The organism is Nucisporomicrobium flavum (assembly GCF_016464385.1).
Taxonomy (GTDB): Bacteria; Actinomycetota; Actinomycetes; order Mycobacteriales; family Micromonosporaceae; genus Actinoplanes; species Actinoplanes flavus_A.
The window spans coordinates 763,256-780,711 of the sequence record NZ_JADMLH010000003.1 but is presented as its reverse complement, the minus strand read 5'-3'; the positions used below and the strand labels follow the sequence as shown (position 1 = coordinate 780,711).

Genomic DNA, 17,456 nt, shown 5'->3' with positions numbered 1-17,456 from the left:
CCCCGTGTCATGCGTGGTCGCGTACACCAGATGCCGGCCGTTGTACGGCACCGTCGTGAAGTCCTTCAACGACACCCACCCCGACCGCGGCGTCGCCAACGCACCCGTGGAACTCCACCGGTACGACGACGGCAACGTGCACGAACCACTCGGCGGCGGTGTCGTGGGGTCGGAGCCGCCGCCGACCCGGGCGAGCTGCCACTGCTGGTTGCTGCCGTTCCAGTCGGAGTACTGGACGATGTTGCCGCCGTCGGCGGTGGACGCGCCCTGCACCTCGAGGGCCTTGCCGCTGTTGCGGTTGATCAGCTGGATGTAGCCGTCGATGTCCTGGATGCTGAACTGCTGGTTGGCGGCGTTGTTGTCGGTCCACTGGACGACGGAGCCGCCGTCGGCGGTGGACCAGTTGTAGACGTCGAGGACCTTGCCGGACAGGCGGGACTTGAGCCGGTAGTAGCCGCCTCCGGAGTCGACGAACTGCCACTGCTGCTGGTTGCCGTCGTTGCGGGACCACTGGGTGATCCGGGCACCGTCGTTCGTGGCGAGGTTGTACACGTCGAGCGCCTTGCCGCTGTTGCGGTTGACCAGCACGTACCAGGCGCTGGTGTCGATCGTCGCGGCCGACGCCGCGGGGGCGTTCACGGTCGTGACCACGGCGCCGGCCAGCACGGTGAACGCTGCGGTCGCCACCGCCAGCCAGCGGCGTCTCAGGGATGGTTTCACGCTTCTCCTCCAAGAATTCGAATGTGGCCTGGGGGCCGGGGGGAATGGCGGCCACATCGCTGCCCGTCACCGGGCCATCGGCCATTGATGCCGCGAAAGTGAACGGTAACAACAGCGCGTAATCGAAACTTCCGGACCTCGGTCAACGGATGTTCGCATGTTGCCAGAGCATTTCGCAGACATCAAGGGGCATCGTTGCGACGCCCGCGCCAGTCCCACCGAAAGCCGATCTACCAGCGAAGATGCCGACGCCGACAGACTGGACGGCCGGTACGTAACAAGTTTTCAGCGACGTTTCCTTGACCGCGTAATCGCGGATCCGGAACGGCGCGACGCGACGAGTTCCGGAAGTTTTCCGGAAGCCATTGTTTCGGCGGTGTTGCTGTGCCAGCATGACGTCAGATCGAGCTACGTCATTCTTCCGTCCGGCAGGGCGATCCCCTCGCGCCGCTCGCACGCATGACCGCGACAGTTCCGTCATGCGTGCCGGTGCCGTGCGCCCAGGACGCAGAAACGAGAAAGGACCCCATCGTGGCAAGCAGTTCTCCTGACGCAGCCACCGGTTCCCGGAGGAACCGGCCGCTGCGGTCCCTGCTGGCCGGCGGCGCCGTCGCGGCCCTCGCGGTCGCGGGGGTGGTGACGATGATGCCCGACGCGAACGCCGCGGCGAGCACCCTCGGTGCCGCGGCCGCGCAGTCGGGCCGGTACTTCGGCACGGCGATCGCTGCGGGCCGGCTCGGCGACTCGACGTACGCCACGATCGCCGGGCGCGAGTTCAACATGGTCACCGCCGAGAACGAGATGAAGCCGGACGCGACCGAGCCCCAGCGCGGCCAGTTCAACTTCAGCTCGGGCGACCAGATCTACAACTGGGCCACCCAGCGCGGCATGAAGGTCCGCGGCCACACCCTCGCGTGGCATGCCCAGCAGCCCAGTTGGTGGGGCGGTATCAGCGGCAGCAACCTGCGCCAGGCGATGATCGACCACATCAACGGCGTGATGGCCCACTACAAGGGCAAGCTCGCCGCGTGGGACGTCGTCAACGAGGCCTTCGAGGAGAACGGCAGCCGCCGCAACTCCAACCTGCAGGCCACCGGCAACGACTGGATCGAGGTCGCGTTCCGCACCGCCCGCGCCGCCGACCCGGGGGTCAAGCTCTGCTACAACGACTACAACATCGAGAACTGGTCGTACGCGAAGACGCAGGGCGTCTACAACATGATCCGCGACTTCAAGTCCCGCGGCGTACCGATCGACTGCGTCGGCCTGCAGACGCACTTCACCGGCGGTAGCTCGCTGCCGAGCAACTTCCAGACCACGCTGTCGAGCTTCGCCGCGCTCGGCGTGGACGTCGCGCTCACCGAGGTCGACGTCACGAACTCCAACACCAGCCAGTACGCGGGGCTCACCCAGGCCTGCCTCAACGTGCCGCGCTGCATCGGCATCACGGTCTGGGGCGTACGGGACAGCGACTCGTGGCGCTCCAACGAGAGCCCGCTGCTGTTCGACGGCGGCGGCAACAAGAAGGCCGCGTACAACTCGGTCCTCAACGCCCTGAACTCCGCTGGTGGCGGCGGCCCCTCGTCGCCCCCGCCGAGCGACCCGGGCGGCTCCCCCTCGGTGCCGCCGGCCGGCAACGGGAACCGGATCGTCGGCGCCCAGTCCAACCGGTGCATCGACGTGCCGGGCGCGACGCAGAACAACGGCACCCGGGTGCAGCTGTACGACTGCAACGGCCAGAGCAACCAGCAGTGGACGCTCACCTCGAGCAAGCAGCTGACCGTGTACGGCAGCAAGTGCCTGGACGCCGCGGGATCCGGCAACGGTTCGGCCGTCCAGATCTACAGCTGCAACGGGCAGACCAACCAGCAGTGGAACGTCAACTCCAACGGCACCATCACCGGCGTCCAGTCCGGACGGTGCCTGGACGTGTGGGGCACCGGCAACGGCCAGCAGGTGCAGATCTACGACTGCAACGGGCAGGCCAACCAGCGGTTCAGCATGAGCTGATCGCGGACGTACGACCGGAGGGTGTGGTGGCGATCTGCCGCCGCACCCTCCGCCTTTTTCAGGTACGCGCGACGCCCGCGATCTGGGGGTTGAACGGGATGAACGGGCCGTGCAGCCGGAACGGCTCGATGACCACCTCGGCGAACCCGGCGCCGCGCAGCAGGCCGGCGAGGTCCCGTTCGCAGGAGCAGCCCTCGAAGGTCCAGCCCCACGGCCGCCGCAGCGCTCTCTGCAGGGCGCGCGTGGGCGTACCCGCGGGAGCGGCGACGTGCTCCACGAAGCGGAAGGTGCCGCCGGGACGCAGGACGCGGCGCACCTCGGCGAGCACGGCGGCGGGGTCCCGTACGGTGCAGAGCACCAGCGAGGAGATCACGGTGCCGACGCTGCCGTCCGCGAGCCCGGTCCGTTCGGCGACCCGGTCGCGCAGGTCGAGCCGGACGCCGTGGCGCTCGGCCGACGCCCGCAGCCGGGCGTGCATGGCGGCGTTGGGCTCGATCGCGACAAGTGTCGACCCGGGCCGCAGGTAACGCAGGTTGGCGCCCACCCCGGAGCCGAGCTCGACCACCGTCGAGGGCAGCCCGGCGAACACGCGCTCCTTGTGCCGCCGCAGGCTGAGCTCGATGACCGGGCCCATCACGCTGAAGAACGCGGCGTTGAAGGGCCCGCGCGCCCTGTGCACCTCGAAGCCGGTCGTCGCAGACATGCCCCCATCGTGGCGGCCGGTCCACCGGCGAGTCAGGCGTGGAACTACCCCACTGCCGAGTCACGCCGCTCGCTGAACCAGGCGGCGATCTGCGCGCGGGACCGGAACCCCAGCCGCAGCCGGATCCGCTCGACGTGCCCCTCGGCCGAGCGCTGGTCGATCCCCAGCCGGGCCGCGATCTCGCGGTTCGTGCGGCCCTGGCTGACCAGCTCGGCCACCTCCCGCTGCCGGGGAGTCAACCCGGCGGCGCGACGCCGGGGCACGGGCAGGCCGAGAAAGCGGCGGACCACGCGCACCAGCTCGTCGCGGTCACCGGCGTACGGCAGGTGGGAGCGGCCCGGCAGCAGGGTCAGCTCGGCGCCGGGGATGCCGCGTGCGAGCGCCTCCGCCTGCGCGACGGGTGCCGCCCGGTCGCCGGTACGGTGCACCACCAGCGTCGGCGCCCGTACCCGGCCGAGGCAGCCGCCGACGTCGAGCTCGTAGCTCAGCGCCAGCAGCGCGCGGGCGGTCCCGGCGCTCGAACAGGCGCGCTGGTAGCGGGCCAGCTCCGCCCGGGTCGAGCGGTCGGCGTCCGGCGCGAAGATGTCGGTCAGCACGTCGGAACCGAGCCCCCAGTGCGCGCCGACCAGCCCGAGGACATGGTCGCGGACGCCGGGCGGGGACAGCTCGGCGCCGCGGGCCCAGCCGCCGTACAGCACCAGCCGCCGTACGGTGTCCGGGTGCGCCGCGGCCCACGCCGCCGCGACCGGGGCGCCCATCGACGTACCCATCAGGTCGAACGGCTCGTCCAGCGGCGCGGTGACCGCGGCCAGCTGCTCCAGCTCGAACGCCAGGGAGGCGGGCCGGTCCACGGCGGGCGACAGGCCACAGCCGGCGCGGTCGTAGCGCACCAGCCGGCAGCCCTGGGCCAGCGACTCGTAGAGCGCCCGCTCGGCCGGCAGCTCCCAGCCCAGCTCGAGATGCGTGAGCCAGCCCATCACGTACACCAGCGGGCGGCCCGTGCCGGCGGAGGCGTACGCCAGCACAGTGCCGTCGGCCGACACCACGCGTCCGAGCCGCTGCCGCATCACGCCATTGTCACCCCCTAGGCGCAGAAAGCCCGCAGGGACTCCTCGTCGGCCGGGTCCATCCATTCGTACGTGCCCCGCAGCTGATCCGCCCGCTGGTCCACGGTCGCGACGGTGGCTGCCATGTCGCCCCAGGGCATGCTGATGTGCAGCAGTGTCCGCACGATCCCGGGCGGCAGGTGCAGGCTGTCGGCGGGTGTGGCACGCAGCAGCAGGCCGCTGGTGGACACGTCCTCGACGTGCCCGGACACCGCCACCAGCCGTCGGCCCGGTTCGGAGTCGAGCTCCGCGGTGCCCGTGGCGGCGTACATGCCGGGACGCCGGACGGCACCGCGGCGCTGCACCACGTCGGTGGGCGGGACGCCGGTCGCGGTGAGGGTGCCGTCGCGCAACTCCGCCTCGACCCAGGTGACGCCGGCGCTGCTGACCAGCTCCAGGATGCCGAAGCGGCGGCTGCCCGGGCCGTCCGGGCCGAGCACCGGGATCGGCGGCAGCTCGGCCACGAACGCCGCGCTGACCTCGGCCAGCGCGATCAGTGCGAGCGGCTGCTCACCGGGGCACCGCAGCACGAGCGTGCTGCCCGCCGGGACCGTGACCATCGGATCTCCCCGCTCGTAGGTTCGCTCCCCGCACGGTCCCACGGCCCGGTCGCGGCCGGTGGCCATGCCGCGGACCGTCACGCTCCCGGCGTACGGTCGTGGTCTTTCGCCACGAAGCACCCAAGCCGTATCGTCTCTGGCGGCTGACGCACCGTCGTATGGGGGTCGATGTGCGGTTTGGTGTGACCGGTCACCGCGTGCTCCCGCCGGGCATCGCCGAGCTGGCGGTCAACTACTGGCGCCGGGCGCTGCCCACCGGGGCCGGCCTGCTCGCGGTGTCGAGCCTCGCCGACGGCGCCGACCAGTTGTTCGCCGCCCACGCGCTGTCCGTCGGGGGCACCCTCGAAGCGGTGCTGCCGTGCGGGAACTACGCCGGCTCGCTGCCCGCGGACGGCGCCCGGGCCCGGTTCGAGAACCTCGCGCGGGCGGCGGCCACCGTGATCACGATGCCGTACCCCGAGCCGTGCGAGCAGGGCTATCTCGCCGCCGGCCACGCCCTCGTGGATCGCTGCGACCACCTGTTCGCGGTGTGGGACGGCCTCCCGGCCCGCGGACTGGGCGGCACGGCGGACGTCGTCGCGTACGCACGGGCCCGCGGCTGCCCGGTGACCGTGCTGTGGATCGACGGTGCCCGCCGGGCCTGACTACCTGTCCGGCACGGTGGCCGGGAGGTCGGCGACCGGCGCAGCCGGCACGCGCAGGTCGGCGAAGATCTGCCGGGCCCGGTCGCGGTACGGCCCGGCGCGACCCGGATCGCCGGTGTCCCGCAACGCCGCGGCGATGCCGTCGTGCGCCCGGGCCTGCTCGTACCGATCTCCTATGTCCTCGGCGAGGGCCCGCGCCTGACCGTGCTGAGCCTGGGCCCCGGCCGCGTCCCCGGCGGCGAGCAGCACCTGGCCGAGGTCGTTGAGCGCCTCGGCCTCGCTGGCCCGGTCCCCGATCCGCCGGTGCAGCATGAGCGCACGGCGCAGATGACCGGCCGCCTCCGTGAGGAGCCCTTGCCGGGCCTGCACCGCGGACAGGTCGGTCAGCACGTACGCCTCCGCTGTCCGGTCGCCGGTGCGCCGCACGGTGTCGAGGCTGCGCTCGAGGTGGGCGGCCGCACGCTCCAGCGGGGCCGGGCGGTGCGGGAGCCGGGCCAGCAGGGACACCACGTACGCCTCACTGAACCGGTCATCGAGCGCGGCGTACAACTCCAGGGCGGAGCCGAACCGCTGCGCCGCCTGCGTGTGGTCGCCCAGCCGCGCGTCGATCAGCCCGAGGCGGACCAGCGCGTCGGCCTGGCCGGCATCCTCACCGCGCTCCCGGTACAGCGTCCAGGCACTCCGGTAGTGGTCCGCGGCCTGCCGGTAGTCGCCGAGTCTCCAGTGGACGCTGCCGAGGTTGCGCAACACGAGTGCCTCCGCCGCACGGTCGCCGAGGTCCGCGTAGAGCAGCAGCGCCTGCCGGTAGGTCGCGGCGGACTCGTGCAGCCGGCCCTGCCGCCGGTGCAGCCGGCCCAGGTTGGACAGCGCCCGCGCCTGCGCGTCGCGGTCACCGAGGGCCTGCGCCGCGGCCACCGCGGACGCCGTGACGGTCGCCGCCTCGGCCACCGGCCCGCCCGCGTCGAGATAGCGGAACATGGTCCCGGCGAGGGCGACGGTGTGCTCGTACCAGCCGTGCGTCGCGCCGTACGTGCAGAGCGCGGCGAGGTTGGGCCGTTCCGCCTCGATCCAGATCCGGGCCGCGGCCAGGTCGCCGGCGCTCACGGTGCCGTCCGGATACAGCGCGGCCATCGCCGCGCTCGCACCGGCGAGGTAGTGGTCGAACAGGCGGGTGAGGGCGGCGCGCCGGTCCTGCTCGGCGTCGTGCCCGGCGGCGAGCTCCGCGGCGTACGCCCGCAGCAGGTCGTGCATGCCGTACCGGCCGCCCGGGCCGGCCTGGACCAGACTGGCGCGGGTCAGCACGCCGAGCAGGCGCCGGGCCTCGCCGGAGCCGGTGCCGGTCAGCGCCGCCACGGCGTCGACGTGCGCGGTCTCGCCGGGGTGCAGCCCGAGCAGCCGGAACACCCGCGCGGCTCCGCCGGGCAGGTTCTGGTACGACCACGAGAACACCGCGCGGATCTCGGCGCGCGGGTCGCCGCCCGCGTCCAGCAGGTCGAGGCGTCCCTGATGGTCGGCCAGCTCGGCGACCAGCTCGGCCAGCGGCACGTCGGTGCGGTCCGCGGCCAGCTCGGCGGCGATCCGCAGGGCCAGCGGCAGCCGGGCGCAGGCCGCGGCCAGCTCGGCGGCCGGCGCCGGCTCCCGGTCCACCCGGGCGCCGATCAGCTTGGCCAGCAGCCCGACCGCGTCCGGCAGCGGCAGCAGGTCCAGGTTGACCCGTTCGGCGCCGTGCACGGCCACCATGCCCGGCAGCGAGTCGCGGCTGGTCACGAGCACGAGGCAGGACCCGGTCCCCGGCAGGAGCGGCCGGACCTGTTCCACCGAGGAGGCGTTGTCCAGCAGCACGAGCATCCGACGGCCGGTCAGCTCGGACCGATAGCGGCCGGCCCGCTCGTCGGTGCCCGGCGGGATCTCGGACCCGCGTACGCCCAGTGCGGTGAGGAACCCGGCGAGCGCGTCCGCCACCGCCACCGGCTGTTCGGCGTCGTAGCCGCGCAGGTTCACGTAGAGCTGACCGTCGGGGAACGCGTCGCGGACCCGGTGCGCCCACCGCACGGCCAGCGCCGACTTGCCCACCCCGGCCGTGCCGGACAGCAACGCGACCGTCAGCGGCGGTTCCTCACCGCCGGGCGGCGCGAGCAGGCGGTCCAGCGCGGCCAGTTCATCGGTACGCCCGGTGAACGCGCGAACGTCGGCGGGCAGCTGGGTGGGCATGGTCGCCGCGGTGGCGGGCGGCGGCGCGGGCCTGCGCGGGTCGGCCACCGGTCCGGCGAGGGCGGGATCGGCGGCGAGGATCTGCTCGTGCAACCGGCGCAGCGCGGCGCCCGGGTCGCTGCCCAGCTCGTCGGCGAGGCAGCGGCGGATCCGCCGGTACTGCTCGTCCGCGTCGGCCTGGCGGCCGCACCGGTACAGCGTGAGCATCGCCTGCCCGGCCAACCGCTCGTCCAGCGGGTGCTCGGCCACGGCGGCGGACAGCGCCGGCAGCAGCTCGCCGTGCCGGCCCAGCCGCAGCAGTGCGTCGTTGCGGTCCAGCTCGGCGGCGAACCGCTCGTCGAGCAGCGTCCGGCGCATCGCGTCCAGCCACGGCGTGTCCAGCCCGGCGAACGGGTCGCCCCGCCACAGGTCCAGCGCCTGCGCCATCAGGTCGGCGGCCGGCCGGTCCGACTCCGCCGCGCGGGCGAGGGTCATCAGGCCGCGGAACCGGTGCAGGTCCACCGCCTGCGGGTCCACGGCGAGCAGATAGCCGCCCGCCTCCCGCCGGATCTCGACCCCGCCGGCGCCCGCGACGGCACGCCGCAGCCGGGACAGGTAGCTGTAGAGCGCGCCGGCGGCCCGCTGCGGCGCGTGGTCGCCCCACACGCGGTCGATCAGCTGGTCCACCGTGACCGGACGGCCGGCCTCGACGAGCAGCACGCCCAGCACGCACCGCTGGCGGGCGTGCCCCAGCTCGACGGACCTGCCGTCGATCCAGGCCTCCACCGCGCCGAGCACACCGAACTGGGACGCCAACCTACCTCCGCATGCCTGCCACCCGACCAGGGGATTCAAGAAATCTACAAGGACCGGTGCCAGTATCCCATGCTTCGTACAAGATCCGTCGGCGAGCATTGTCGTCGTTGCAGGGGCAGGTGGCCCTCGCCCGATTACGCAAGCGTACGGGGGAATCGGGACGCCACAGCGACACGGAGAGCGACGGGCAACCTGTCCTGCAACAGCCTTCGGCCGGCCCGTCCGGTCGGCCGCCATCGACGTACCCCACAGTGCTGCGGCACAATCTGGCGCGAACTCGCGACGGGGGGCCTCGAGATGGCTTATGACGCCTTCATCTCCTACAGCCATGCGGCCGACGGCGCCCTGGCGCCGGCATTGCAGCGCGGCCTGCAGCGGCTGGCGAGGCCGTGGCACCGGCGCCGGGCGCTGGAGGTGTTCCGCGACCAGACCGGCCTCGGGGTCAGCCCGGCGCTGTGGTCGTCGATCCGGGCGGCGCTCTCCGGTTCGCAGTACTTCGTGCTCATGGCGTGCCCGGAGGCGGCGGAGTCACGCTGGGTCAACCAGGAGGTCGAGGCCTGGCTGGCGCAGCACCCGGTGGACCGGCTCCTGCCCGTCGTGACGTCCGGCGAGTGGGTGTGGGACGCCGACCGTGGCGACTTCGACTGGGAGCTGTCGACGGCTGTACCGCCCGCGCTGCGCGGTGTGTTCCGCGAGGAGCCTCGCCACCTCGACCTGCGCTGGGCCCGTTCGGAGGGCGAGCTCGGCCTGGACCACGGCCGGTTCCGCGAGGCCGTCGCCGAGCTCGCCGCCGCCATGCACGGCATGAGCAAAGAGGACCTGGACAGCGAGGACGTCGCCCGGCACCGCCAGGTGACCTGGTTGCGGCGCGGCGTTCTCCTGGTCATGGGCCTGCTCATCGTGCTGGCCGGCGCCACGGGGGCGCTCGCGGTGCGCAACGCGCGTACGGCGGCCTCCTCGGCGGTCGAAGCGTCGCGGCAGCAGCAGCTCGCCGAACGGCAGCGCGACTCCGCCGCGGCGTACGCGGCCGAGGCGCACCGTCAGCAGCAGCTCGCCGGGGACGAGCAGGACCGTGCTCAGCAGGCCGCCGCGGACGCCCGCCGGCAGCAGGGCAACGCCGAGCAGGCCGCCGCCGAGGCGGACCGGCAGCAGGACAGCGCCGAGCAGGCCGCGGCCGACGCGAGCCGGCAGCAGACCCGGGCCGACCGCGCCTCGGCGGAAGCCGAGCGCCAGCGGGTTCTCGCCGTGGAACAGCAGCGCAAGGCGGCGGACGCCGCGGCCGAGGCGCAGCGGCAACGTGACCTCGCCGACCGGCAGCAGGCCCGGGCGGACCGCGCGGCGAAGGAGGCTGAGCGCCAGCGCGCCATCGCCGCCGAGGAGCAGCGCAAGGCGGCGGACGCGGCCGCCGAGGCGCAGCGGCAGAAGAAGGTGGCCCGCACGGAGCAGCGGATCGGCGTCAGCCAGCGCCTGATCAGCCAGGCCGACGCCGTCCGGCAGAACGATCCGCGGACCGCGACGCTGCTCGGTGTCGCCGCGGAGCAGCTGCACCCGGGGGACCGCGCCGAGGCCGCGCTGGTCAACACGCTGGCCGCGACGCGCTACGCGGGTACCCTCACCGGCCACACAGGATCGTTGACCTCGACGGAGTTCAGCGCCGACGGGCGCCTGCTGGTGACCGGGAGCGCGGACAGCACCGTACGGCTGTGGGACCTGCCCGAGCGCGGCACCCCGCGGAGCCTGGCCCGGATCACCGGCCACACCGACTCCGTCGCCGGCGTCGCACTCAGCGGGGACACCACGCTTCTGGCCTCGGGCAGCTGGAACGGGGAAGTCCTGCTGTGGGACCTCACCGACCGCCGGCACCCCCGCCGCCTGGCCGGCCTCGCCGATCACACCGACGCCGTCACCACGGTCGCGCTCAGCGGCGACGGGCGTACGCTCGTCAGCGGCAGCTGGGACGGCTCCACGCGGGTGTACGACCTCGCCGATCCCCGGCACCCCCGCCCCATGGCCACCCTCGGCGACGACGACGCGACGGTGTCGGACCTGGCGCTCAGCACCGACGGGCGCACCCTGCTGACCAGCACGTGGAACGAGACCGTGGTCTGGGACCTGACCGACCGCCGCGACCCGCAGCGGCGGGGCGCGCTGGCCGAGCTCGCGCACTCGCAGGCCGACCTGGCGCTCAGCGCCGACGGTGACACGCTCGCCGTGAGCCAGCAGGACCGGCCCGTCTCGGTGTGGGACCTCGGCGACCGGCGGAACCCGCGCCGGGTGGCCCAGCTGACCGACGGCACCGGGTGGGTCAACGCGATCGCGCTGAGCGCGGACGGGCACACCCTCGTGTCCAGCTACGTGAACCACGCCGTCCTGGCCTGGGACCTCGCGCGACCCGCCCAGCCCGTGGTGATCGGCCGGCTGAGCGACTACTCCGGACCGGTGAACTCGATCTCCCTCAGCGCCGACGGGCGGACGCTGGCGATGGAGGGCCGCAACTACACCGAGCAGCTGTGGGACCTGAGCGACCGCACGGGCCCGCGCCGCCTCGCGCAGGTCACCGGTCACAGAGACGAGATCAGCGGCGTCGCCCTCAGCGCCGACGGACGCATCTTCGTCACGGGAAGCTACGACGGCACGGCGCTCGTGTGGGACCTGTCCCGTCCCGCCGAGCCGCGGCAGCTGGGCCGGTTGGAGGGCCATCTCGACTCGCTCGACGCGGTCGGGCTCAGCGCGGACGGGCGCACCGTCATCACGAGCAGCGTCGACGCCGTACGGCTGTGGGACACCGCCGACCTCTCCGCCGGCCGCCCGGTCGTCACGATGACCGGCTCCACGCCGGTCACCGCGGCGGCGCTCAGCAGCGACGGACGGCTCGTGGCCGTGGGCCTCGGCGACGGCACGGTGGAGCTGTGGAACGTGGCCGACCACCGGGCGCTGCGCCGGTGGGCCCGCTTCCCGGGCATCGACAGCGGGGTCGAGACGATGACCCTCAGCGCCGACGGGACGACCCTGGCCGTCAGCAACGGCGCGAACGTCCAGCTGTGGGACGTGACCAGCCCGGCCGCGCCCCGGAAGGCAGCGCTGCTCAGCGATTCCACCGGCGCCCTGGACGAGGTGTCGCTGAGCGCGGACGGGGGCACCCTCGCCACCGCCGGCTCGTACGGCGTCGTGCTGCTGTGGGACACGACCGATCCCGGACAACCGCGCCACGTCGCGCAGATCGTCGGCGAGGCGGGCGCGACCCGCGCGGTGACGCTCAGCCCGGACGGGCGCACCCTGCTCAACGGCGGCGCGGACGGCGCCGTTCTGCTGTGGGACCTCACCGACCGCAGCAACCCCCGCCGCCTGGTCGCGCTCGACGCCGACGTCAGCTCGACGTCCACGATGGCGTTCAGCGCCGACGGGAACAGGCTGGCCGCGGGCGTACGCCGTACCGCGGGCGTGTGGGACCTGACGCACCTCACCGAGCTCCGCCACCACGCGGTCGAGCGCGCCTGCGCGATCACCGGCGGCCTGACCAGGGAGGAGTGGGCCCGCTACGTGCCGGACGTGCCGTACGAGAAGACCTGCCGGCGCGACTGAGCGCGCCGGCATGCCGCCTTCATCGAGCGTCCCTCGACGGTGTCAGGATCTGATCCACTGCTGGTTGCTGCCGCCGTTGCACGTCCACAGCTCGACCTTGACGCCGTTGGCCGTTCCCGCTCCGGTCACGTCGAGGCACAGCCCGGACTGCACGCCCACGATCGTGCCGTCGGCGTTGATCCGCCATTGCTGGCCGGCGCCGCCCGTGCAGGACCAGATGCGGATCGAGGTGCCGGCCGCCGTCCCCGGCGCGTCGAGGCACTTGTTGCCGTACACGGTGAGCTGGTTGGTGGAGGTCGCCGTCCAGGTCTGGTTGGCGCCGCCGTTGCAGTCCCAGATCTGCACGGCCGCGCCGTCGCTCTGGCTGGCGCCGTTGACGTCCAGGCACCGGTTGGAGCCCGAGCCGCGGATCGGCCCGGTGGGTGACGTACTGCCCCCCAGCGGGGTGACGGTCAGGTTGTCGAACTGCGCCGGTACGCCCTGCCCGGTGGCGTAACCGATCTGGCCGGCCACCCACGCGGAGTCGCTGACGCTGCCCAGCGTGGTGCCGTCGAGGGCCGCGGTGAGGCTTCCGCCGTTGACCGTCAGCGACAGCTTGTGCCAGCGGCCGGTGCCCAGCGCGGCTGTGGTGCCGCCGGCGAGGGTCCGCTGGTTGCCACTGGTGTTGTTGCTGCGGATGGACCACGAGCCGTTGTCCGCGACGCGCAGGTAGTAGGCGTTGAGGTTCTGCGGGCCTTCGTGGTTGTAGTTGGTGGCCCGCGCGATCAGTTGCAGGTAGCCGCTCTTCTCCAGCATGACGTCGGAGGAGACGGTGTAGTTGCGCCAGCTCAGGTCGCCCAGCAGGGAGAACGGCTCGGCGTGACCCGAGGTCCAGAAGATCGGCGTCTGCTCCGACATCTGGCGTACGCACTGGCCGGTCCGCCCGCCGCCGCACGCGACCACCTCGAACGAGCCCTGGTGGTCCATCAGGTACTTGGCTTCCCGCCCGCTCTGGTACCCGTCGAAGTCGTCGGCGTACGGCAGGGCCAGGCTGCCCTGACCCGGGCTGACCGCGGTGCCCCTGCCCTGGCCCGTGGTGGTGGTGATGCTGTAGACGTACCCGGGCTGGACGGTCAGCGAGAACGTCCCGTTCGACGGCGTGATGTCGGCGCGCCGCACGAAGTGGTCGGCGGTGTTGTTCGACCGGACGTTCGTGGACCACACGTGTACGGCGCCCGTCGACAGTCCGCCGGTGACGGTGAAGCTGAGGTCCTGCGCCGAGCCGGCGTCCATCGTCTCGATGATGGTGCTGTAGTCGCTGTTGTTGGGCGACTTCAGGGACACGTAGCTGCCGTTGGCCTTGTTGCCGCCGAGATATCCGCTGGCACCGTCCAGATAGCGCCAGCCCGGCGCGGTGAACTGGGTGGTCTGAGCCATCACCCAGGTGTTCTTGCCGATCGAGTAGTACCCGGACCACGGCTGCGGAGCCACCGCCACGCCGGTGGTGCCCCAGGGCACGTTCGGGGTGATCGCGGCGATGACCGGCCAGTTGAGGTACGCGGTCATCTTCCCGTCGATGTAGTCCCGGTTGATGCCGCGGGCCAGGGCCTGCGCGCCGGCGTTGTAGTCGTCGGAGCCGTTCTCGCTGGCCCACAGCGTCTTGCCGGAGTTGATCGCGTTCGCCGAGCTCGGGCAGTCGGTCTGCGCGCTGCGGTACCCGCAGACGTAGTGGCTGCCGACGACCGACACCGCGTTGCCGAACGCGGGGTCACGCTGGGCGTCGTCGGCGGTGCCCCACCCGAACTCGTCCGACGCCACGATCTTCACGTTCGGGAAGCCCCGGGAGTTGAGCGCCGAGCGGAGGTTCTTGTACCAGGTCAGGTCGCGGCCGCGCTCGTTCCAGCCGCCGAGGTAGTCGATCGTCAGCCCGTGCGAGGCGGCGCAACCCAGCCAGGCGATGAGGTAGTCGATCGAGTCGTTGGACCAGAAATTGCCGTTGCCGATCCAGCCGGGCGCTCCCCAGGACAGCCCGACGAGCTTGATGCCGGGGTTGCGGGCCTTGGCCTGGCCCATCAGCCACCATTCGTACCCGCGGTCACAGTTCACCGCGCCGCGGACGTGCTCGTGGCTCGGTTCCGCGCCGGACGTCGAGTTGGTGTCCCCGCCGATCTCGACCTTCATGATCTGCATGGCCGCGCCGTACCCCGGCTTGAACAGGTAGTCGAGGATGTCGCTGCGCTGCGGTTCCGGGTAGTCGATCAGCAGCCGGCTGTTGCCGCCACCGCCGCTGATCGCCCCGACGCCGTCGAACACCCGCCCTCCGGACGTACCGTTCACGGTGATGGCGGTCGCTGCCCGGGCCGGGGCGGGCGACGCGACCAGCACGCCGGCGATCGCCAGCACCAGGGCCGCGGCCACCGCCCAGATGCGGGACGGCCGGTACGCAGGTGTCGTCATGATGCTCCCCTTCTGCCGGCCCTCCGGTCCGGCGCGCGCATTCGCCGGACCGGAGGGAACTCGGGCGGTTCAGTTGGAGGTACAGGTGACGGCGGTTCCCCCGCCGTTCCCGGTGCCCTGGAAACCGAAGGTGGTGCTCTGGCCGGCGGCCAGCCGTCCGTTGTAGCTCTGGTTCGTGACGACGACAGTGCCGGTGGTGCCGGTGGCGACGCCGTTCCAGAGCGAGCTGATCGAAGCTCCGCTCGGCAGGCCGAGGGAGACGCGCCAGCCGGTGACCCCGCTGGATCCCGCCGTGACGGTCACGGAGGCGACGAACCCGCCGCTCCACTGATCCTGCACCGCGTAGACCGCGGAGCAGCCCGGGGTCCCGCCGCTCGGTGGTGGAGGCGGCGGGGTCGTCGGGGTGTCGCCGTCGAGCGTCAGGTTCTTCTGCTGTACCTGCCACTGGGTGTGGCAAAGCCCGCAGTCGGAGCCGACGAAGGTGGTGCCGGCGGCGGTGTCGCCCTTGAGACGCCACTTCAGCCAGAGCACCGCCACGCGGCCGAACTCGCCGCCGTTGACCTGGTCGTACGTGCCGCCGTGCCCGACGTTGAGGTTGCCCATGAAGGCGGGCAGACCGGCCGGCAGCTTGCCCCAGTCGTCCATGGCGTTCGGGTACGCGATGTCGCTCTGGCCGCCGATGAAGTAGGCGATCGGCCTGGTCAGCCGCCGGAGCTGATAGTCGTCGGCGTCGTTCAGCAACCCGCTGCTGAAGATGAGGGTCGTGGTGACCCGCGGGTCGTTGGAGACCGCGTACGCCTCCAGGCCGCCGCAGGACCAGCCACCGACCGCGATCTTCGTGACGTCGAGCCGGCCGTAGTACTTGCCGCCCTGCCGCGAGTTCTCCGCGACGGCCCAGTCGATCGACTGGGTGAGCATGGCCGACGTGGTGGAGCCGGAGCCGTTCGGAGCCCCGCTGGCGATCACCAGGAACCCGTGCGAGGAGATCTCCCGGAGGAAGTTGATCTGCCCGGTGCCGTTGGCCGCACAGCCGCCGTTACCCCACACGAAGATCGGGAGACGCTCGGACGGCAGCGTCTGCGGCCGGTAGATCGTGTGGTTGGCCAGGGTCGCCGAGGTCTCGTAGTCGGCGGGGTACGGGCCGGAACCGCCGACGGCGGCGTTGGCCGGTGCCGCGCCGAGGGCCATGACCCCGGCGGTGATCGACATGACTGCGGCGCCCACGATCGCGCCCATCCGCCGGCGGTTCATCGCTGGATGGTGAGCAGTCCGGGCCGCCACGGCAGGTTGTTGTAATCGCCGCCGGCACTGGGGTTCTTGCCTTGGTAGAGCAGTTGCAGGTTGCACGGGTCGACGGTCTTGGTCTGGTCCGGGTTGGTCCGGACCAGGTCGCCGTGGCTGATGTCGTTGGTCCAGGAGGCGCCGCTGTTGGCCTTGCCCGCGAACGGGTTGCTCTCGGTGGCGGCCTGCGGGGTCCACGAGCCGTTCAGGCTGCTCGCGGTGAACGAGCGGAAGTAGCGGCCCTGGCTGCCGATCGCCTCGACGATCATCAGGTACTGGTTCTGCCCCTGCACCTTGTAGACCTCGACCGCCTCGAACAGGTTGTTGGTCGAGTCGCTCATGATCGTCGTGTAGGAGGCGCCGAAGCTGCCGGGGAAGTTGCCGATCGGCATGCTGGCCCGGTAGATCTTGCCGTTGTCCCCGGCGAAGAACAGGTACATGTTCTGCCCGTCACCGATCAGCGTCTGGTCGATCACGCCGTAGGGAGCATCCGGAAGAGTCCCGGTGAACAGCGTCTGAGCGCTGGACCAGCCGTTGGCGTTGGTCGGATCGGTGGAGGTCTTGTAGCTGAACGACGTCGGACCCCACTGGTACGCCAGCACCCAGATGTTCTTCGGCGCGAAGTACAGCAGCGTGGGCGCCACCGTGCCCTGGCTCATCCCGTTCTGACTGGCCGACGCCATGTCCGACCAGTTGGTGAACAGGCCGAAGTTCATCGAGCCGTACGACCCGTTGGCGACGTTCGACGCGTACACCAGGTGTTTGCCGTTGTAGACGACGTTGGTGAAGTCCTTCAGAGACACCCACCCGTTCTTCGGCTCGGCCAGCGGTCCGGTCGACGTCCAGCGGTAGCTCGACGGCAGCGTGCAGGTGTTGCCCGGCGGCGTCGAGGGCGGGGTGGACGGCGAGCTCGGCGGCGGGTCGGACGGTACGGACGGTGAGGACGGGACCGTGCCTCCGGTGCAGGCCACGCCGTTGAGCGCGAACGCGGTCGGCACCGGGTTGCTGCCGGTCCACGAGCCGTTGAACCCGAACGACACCGTGCCGTTGGCCGGGACCGAGCCGTTGTAGCTGACGTTCTTCGCGGTCACGGCCGAGCCGCTCTGGGTCACCGTGGCGTTCCACGCCTGCGTCACGGTCTGTCCCGCGCCGTAGGACCACGTCAGCGTCCAGCCGGACAGCGGATCACCGAGGTTGGTGATCGACACGTCGGCGTTGAACCCGCCCTGCCACTGCGACGACACGGCGTACTTGACCGAGCACCCCGCGGCCGCGGCGCCCGCCGGCGACACGGCGATCGCCGCCGACGCCGCGAGCACGACGGCACCGGCGGACGCCAGGACGACGGTGGCCAATCTTGATCTGGTCATGGCTTCTCTCTTGCCCGTGAGGTGAACGGTAACATTGA

12 protein-coding genes are annotated in these 17,456 nt (G+C 72.1%); 4 read left to right on the top strand and 8 right to left on the bottom strand.

The features are described 5' to 3' along the window. Positions 1–777, bottom strand: a 777-nt coding sequence (locus IT780_RS11605; protein WP_199511440.1) for a non-reducing end alpha-L-arabinofuranosidase family hydrolase, incomplete at its 3' end; no start/stop codon positions are given. 100 nt (positions 778–877) lie between these two features. Between IT780_RS11605 and IT780_RS11600 the strand changes: the two genes are divergently transcribed. Together IT780_RS11600 and IT780_RS11595 are read left to right on the top strand one after the other, a co-directional pair. Continuing rightward, positions 878–1,183 (top strand): hypothetical protein, encoded by a 306-nt coding sequence (locus tag IT780_RS11600; protein WP_199511439.1) that lies wholly within the window; start codon positions 878–880, stop codon positions 1,181–1,183. A gap of 68 nt (positions 1,184–1,251) precedes the next feature. Then, a complete protein-coding gene (locus IT780_RS11595; protein WP_307831143.1) occupies positions 1,252–2,730 on the top strand; it encodes an endo-1,4-beta-xylanase in 1,479 nt (492 codons plus the stop codon). A gap of 58 nt (positions 2,731–2,788) precedes the next feature. Here IT780_RS11595 and IT780_RS11590 read toward each other — a convergent pair whose 3' ends face one another. The 3 genes from IT780_RS11590 to IT780_RS11580 are packed head-to-tail and all read right to left on the bottom strand — an operon-like array spanning position 2,789 to position 5,099. Further along, complete coding sequence (locus IT780_RS11590) at positions 2,789–3,433, bottom strand: class I SAM-dependent methyltransferase (RefSeq protein ID WP_199511437.1); 645 nt, start codon at positions 3,431–3,433, stop codon at positions 2,789–2,791. Positions 3,434–3,477: 44 nt separating this feature from the next. Then, on the bottom strand, positions 3,478–4,500 hold the full coding sequence (locus tag IT780_RS11585) for an alpha/beta fold hydrolase (protein WP_199511436.1): 1,023 nt from the start codon (positions 4,498–4,500) through the stop codon (positions 3,478–3,480). A gap of 17 nt (positions 4,501–4,517) precedes the next feature. Then, positions 4,518–5,099, bottom strand: coding sequence for a PilZ domain-containing protein (locus tag IT780_RS11580; RefSeq protein WP_199511435.1), 582 nt, complete (start codon positions 5,097–5,099; stop codon positions 4,518–4,520). Between the two features lie 182 nt (positions 5,100–5,281). Here IT780_RS11580 and IT780_RS11575 point away from each other — a divergent pair, with 182 nt between their 5' ends. After that, positions 5,282–5,743 (top strand): hypothetical protein, encoded by a 462-nt coding sequence (locus IT780_RS11575; protein ID WP_307831142.1) that lies wholly within the window; start codon positions 5,282–5,284, stop codon positions 5,741–5,743. On the opposite strand, the gene IT780_RS11570 is transcribed toward IT780_RS11575, so the two are convergent. Further along, positions 5,744–8,749 carry an AfsR/SARP family transcriptional regulator gene (locus IT780_RS11570; RefSeq protein WP_233412536.1) on the bottom strand — a complete coding sequence of 1,002 codons (3,006 nt, stop codon included), beginning with the start codon at positions 8,747–8,749 and terminating at the stop codon, positions 5,744–5,746. It lies immediately after the preceding gene. 297 nt (positions 8,750–9,046) lie between these two features. Here IT780_RS11570 and IT780_RS11565 point away from each other — a divergent pair, with 297 nt between their 5' ends. Then, positions 9,047–12,331, top strand: coding sequence for a TIR domain-containing protein (locus IT780_RS11565; RefSeq protein ID WP_199511432.1), 3,285 nt, complete (start codon positions 9,047–9,049; stop codon positions 12,329–12,331). Positions 12,332–12,373: 42 nt separating this feature from the next. On the opposite strand, the gene IT780_RS11560 is transcribed toward IT780_RS11565, so the two are convergent. The 3 genes from IT780_RS11560 to IT780_RS11550 all read right to left on the bottom strand — a co-directional run bounded on the left by IT780_RS11560 (position 12,374) and on the right by IT780_RS11550 (position 17,418). Beyond that, the gene (locus tag IT780_RS11560) at positions 12,374–14,767 is read right to left on the bottom strand and encodes a ricin-type beta-trefoil lectin domain protein (RefSeq protein WP_199511431.1); all 2,394 of its coding nucleotides are present in this window, start codon (positions 14,765–14,767) and stop codon (positions 12,374–12,376) included. A 69-nt stretch (positions 14,768–14,836) separates the two neighbouring features. After that, complete coding sequence (locus IT780_RS11555) at positions 14,837–16,018, bottom strand: cellulose binding domain-containing protein (protein WP_199511430.1); 1,182 nt, start codon at positions 16,016–16,018, stop codon at positions 14,837–14,839. Beyond that, entirely contained in the window at positions 16,015–17,418 is a 1,404-nt protein-coding gene (locus IT780_RS11550; RefSeq protein ID WP_199511429.1) for a non-reducing end alpha-L-arabinofuranosidase family hydrolase, read from the bottom strand. Before IT780_RS11550 ends, IT780_RS11555 begins: the two co-directional genes overlap by 4 nt. Positions 17,419–17,456 lie beyond the last annotated feature (38 nt).

What these genes read in the sequence shown, in the direction of transcription:
- IT780_RS11600 (WP_199511439.1), top strand. Translation starts at nt 878, where the DNA reads ATGTTGCCAGAGCATTTCGCAGACATCAAGGGGCATCGTTGCGACGCC.
- IT780_RS11590 (WP_199511437.1), bottom strand. Translation starts at nt 3,433, where the DNA reads ATGTCTGCGACGACCGGCTTCGAGGTGCACAGGGCGCGCGGGCCCTTC.
- IT780_RS11585 (WP_199511436.1), bottom strand. Translation starts at nt 4,500, where the DNA reads ATGCGGCAGCGGCTCGGACGCGTGGTGTCGGCCGACGGCACTGTGCTG.
- IT780_RS11580 (WP_199511435.1), bottom strand. Translation starts at nt 5,099, where the DNA reads ATGGTCACGGTCCCGGCGGGCAGCACGCTCGTGCTGCGGTGCCCCGGT.
- IT780_RS11565 (WP_199511432.1), top strand. Translation starts at nt 9,047, where the DNA reads ATGGCTTATGACGCCTTCATCTCCTACAGCCATGCGGCCGACGGCGCC.
- IT780_RS11560 (WP_199511431.1), bottom strand. Translation starts at nt 14,767, where the DNA reads ATGACGACACCTGCGTACCGGCCGTCCCGCATCTGGGCGGTGGCCGCG.
- IT780_RS11555 (WP_199511430.1), bottom strand. Translation starts at nt 16,018, where the DNA reads ATGAACCGCCGGCGGATGGGCGCGATCGTGGGCGCCGCAGTCATGTCG.
- IT780_RS11550 (WP_199511429.1), bottom strand. Translation starts at nt 17,418, where the DNA reads ATGACCAGATCAAGATTGGCCACCGTCGTCCTGGCGTCCGCCGGTGCC.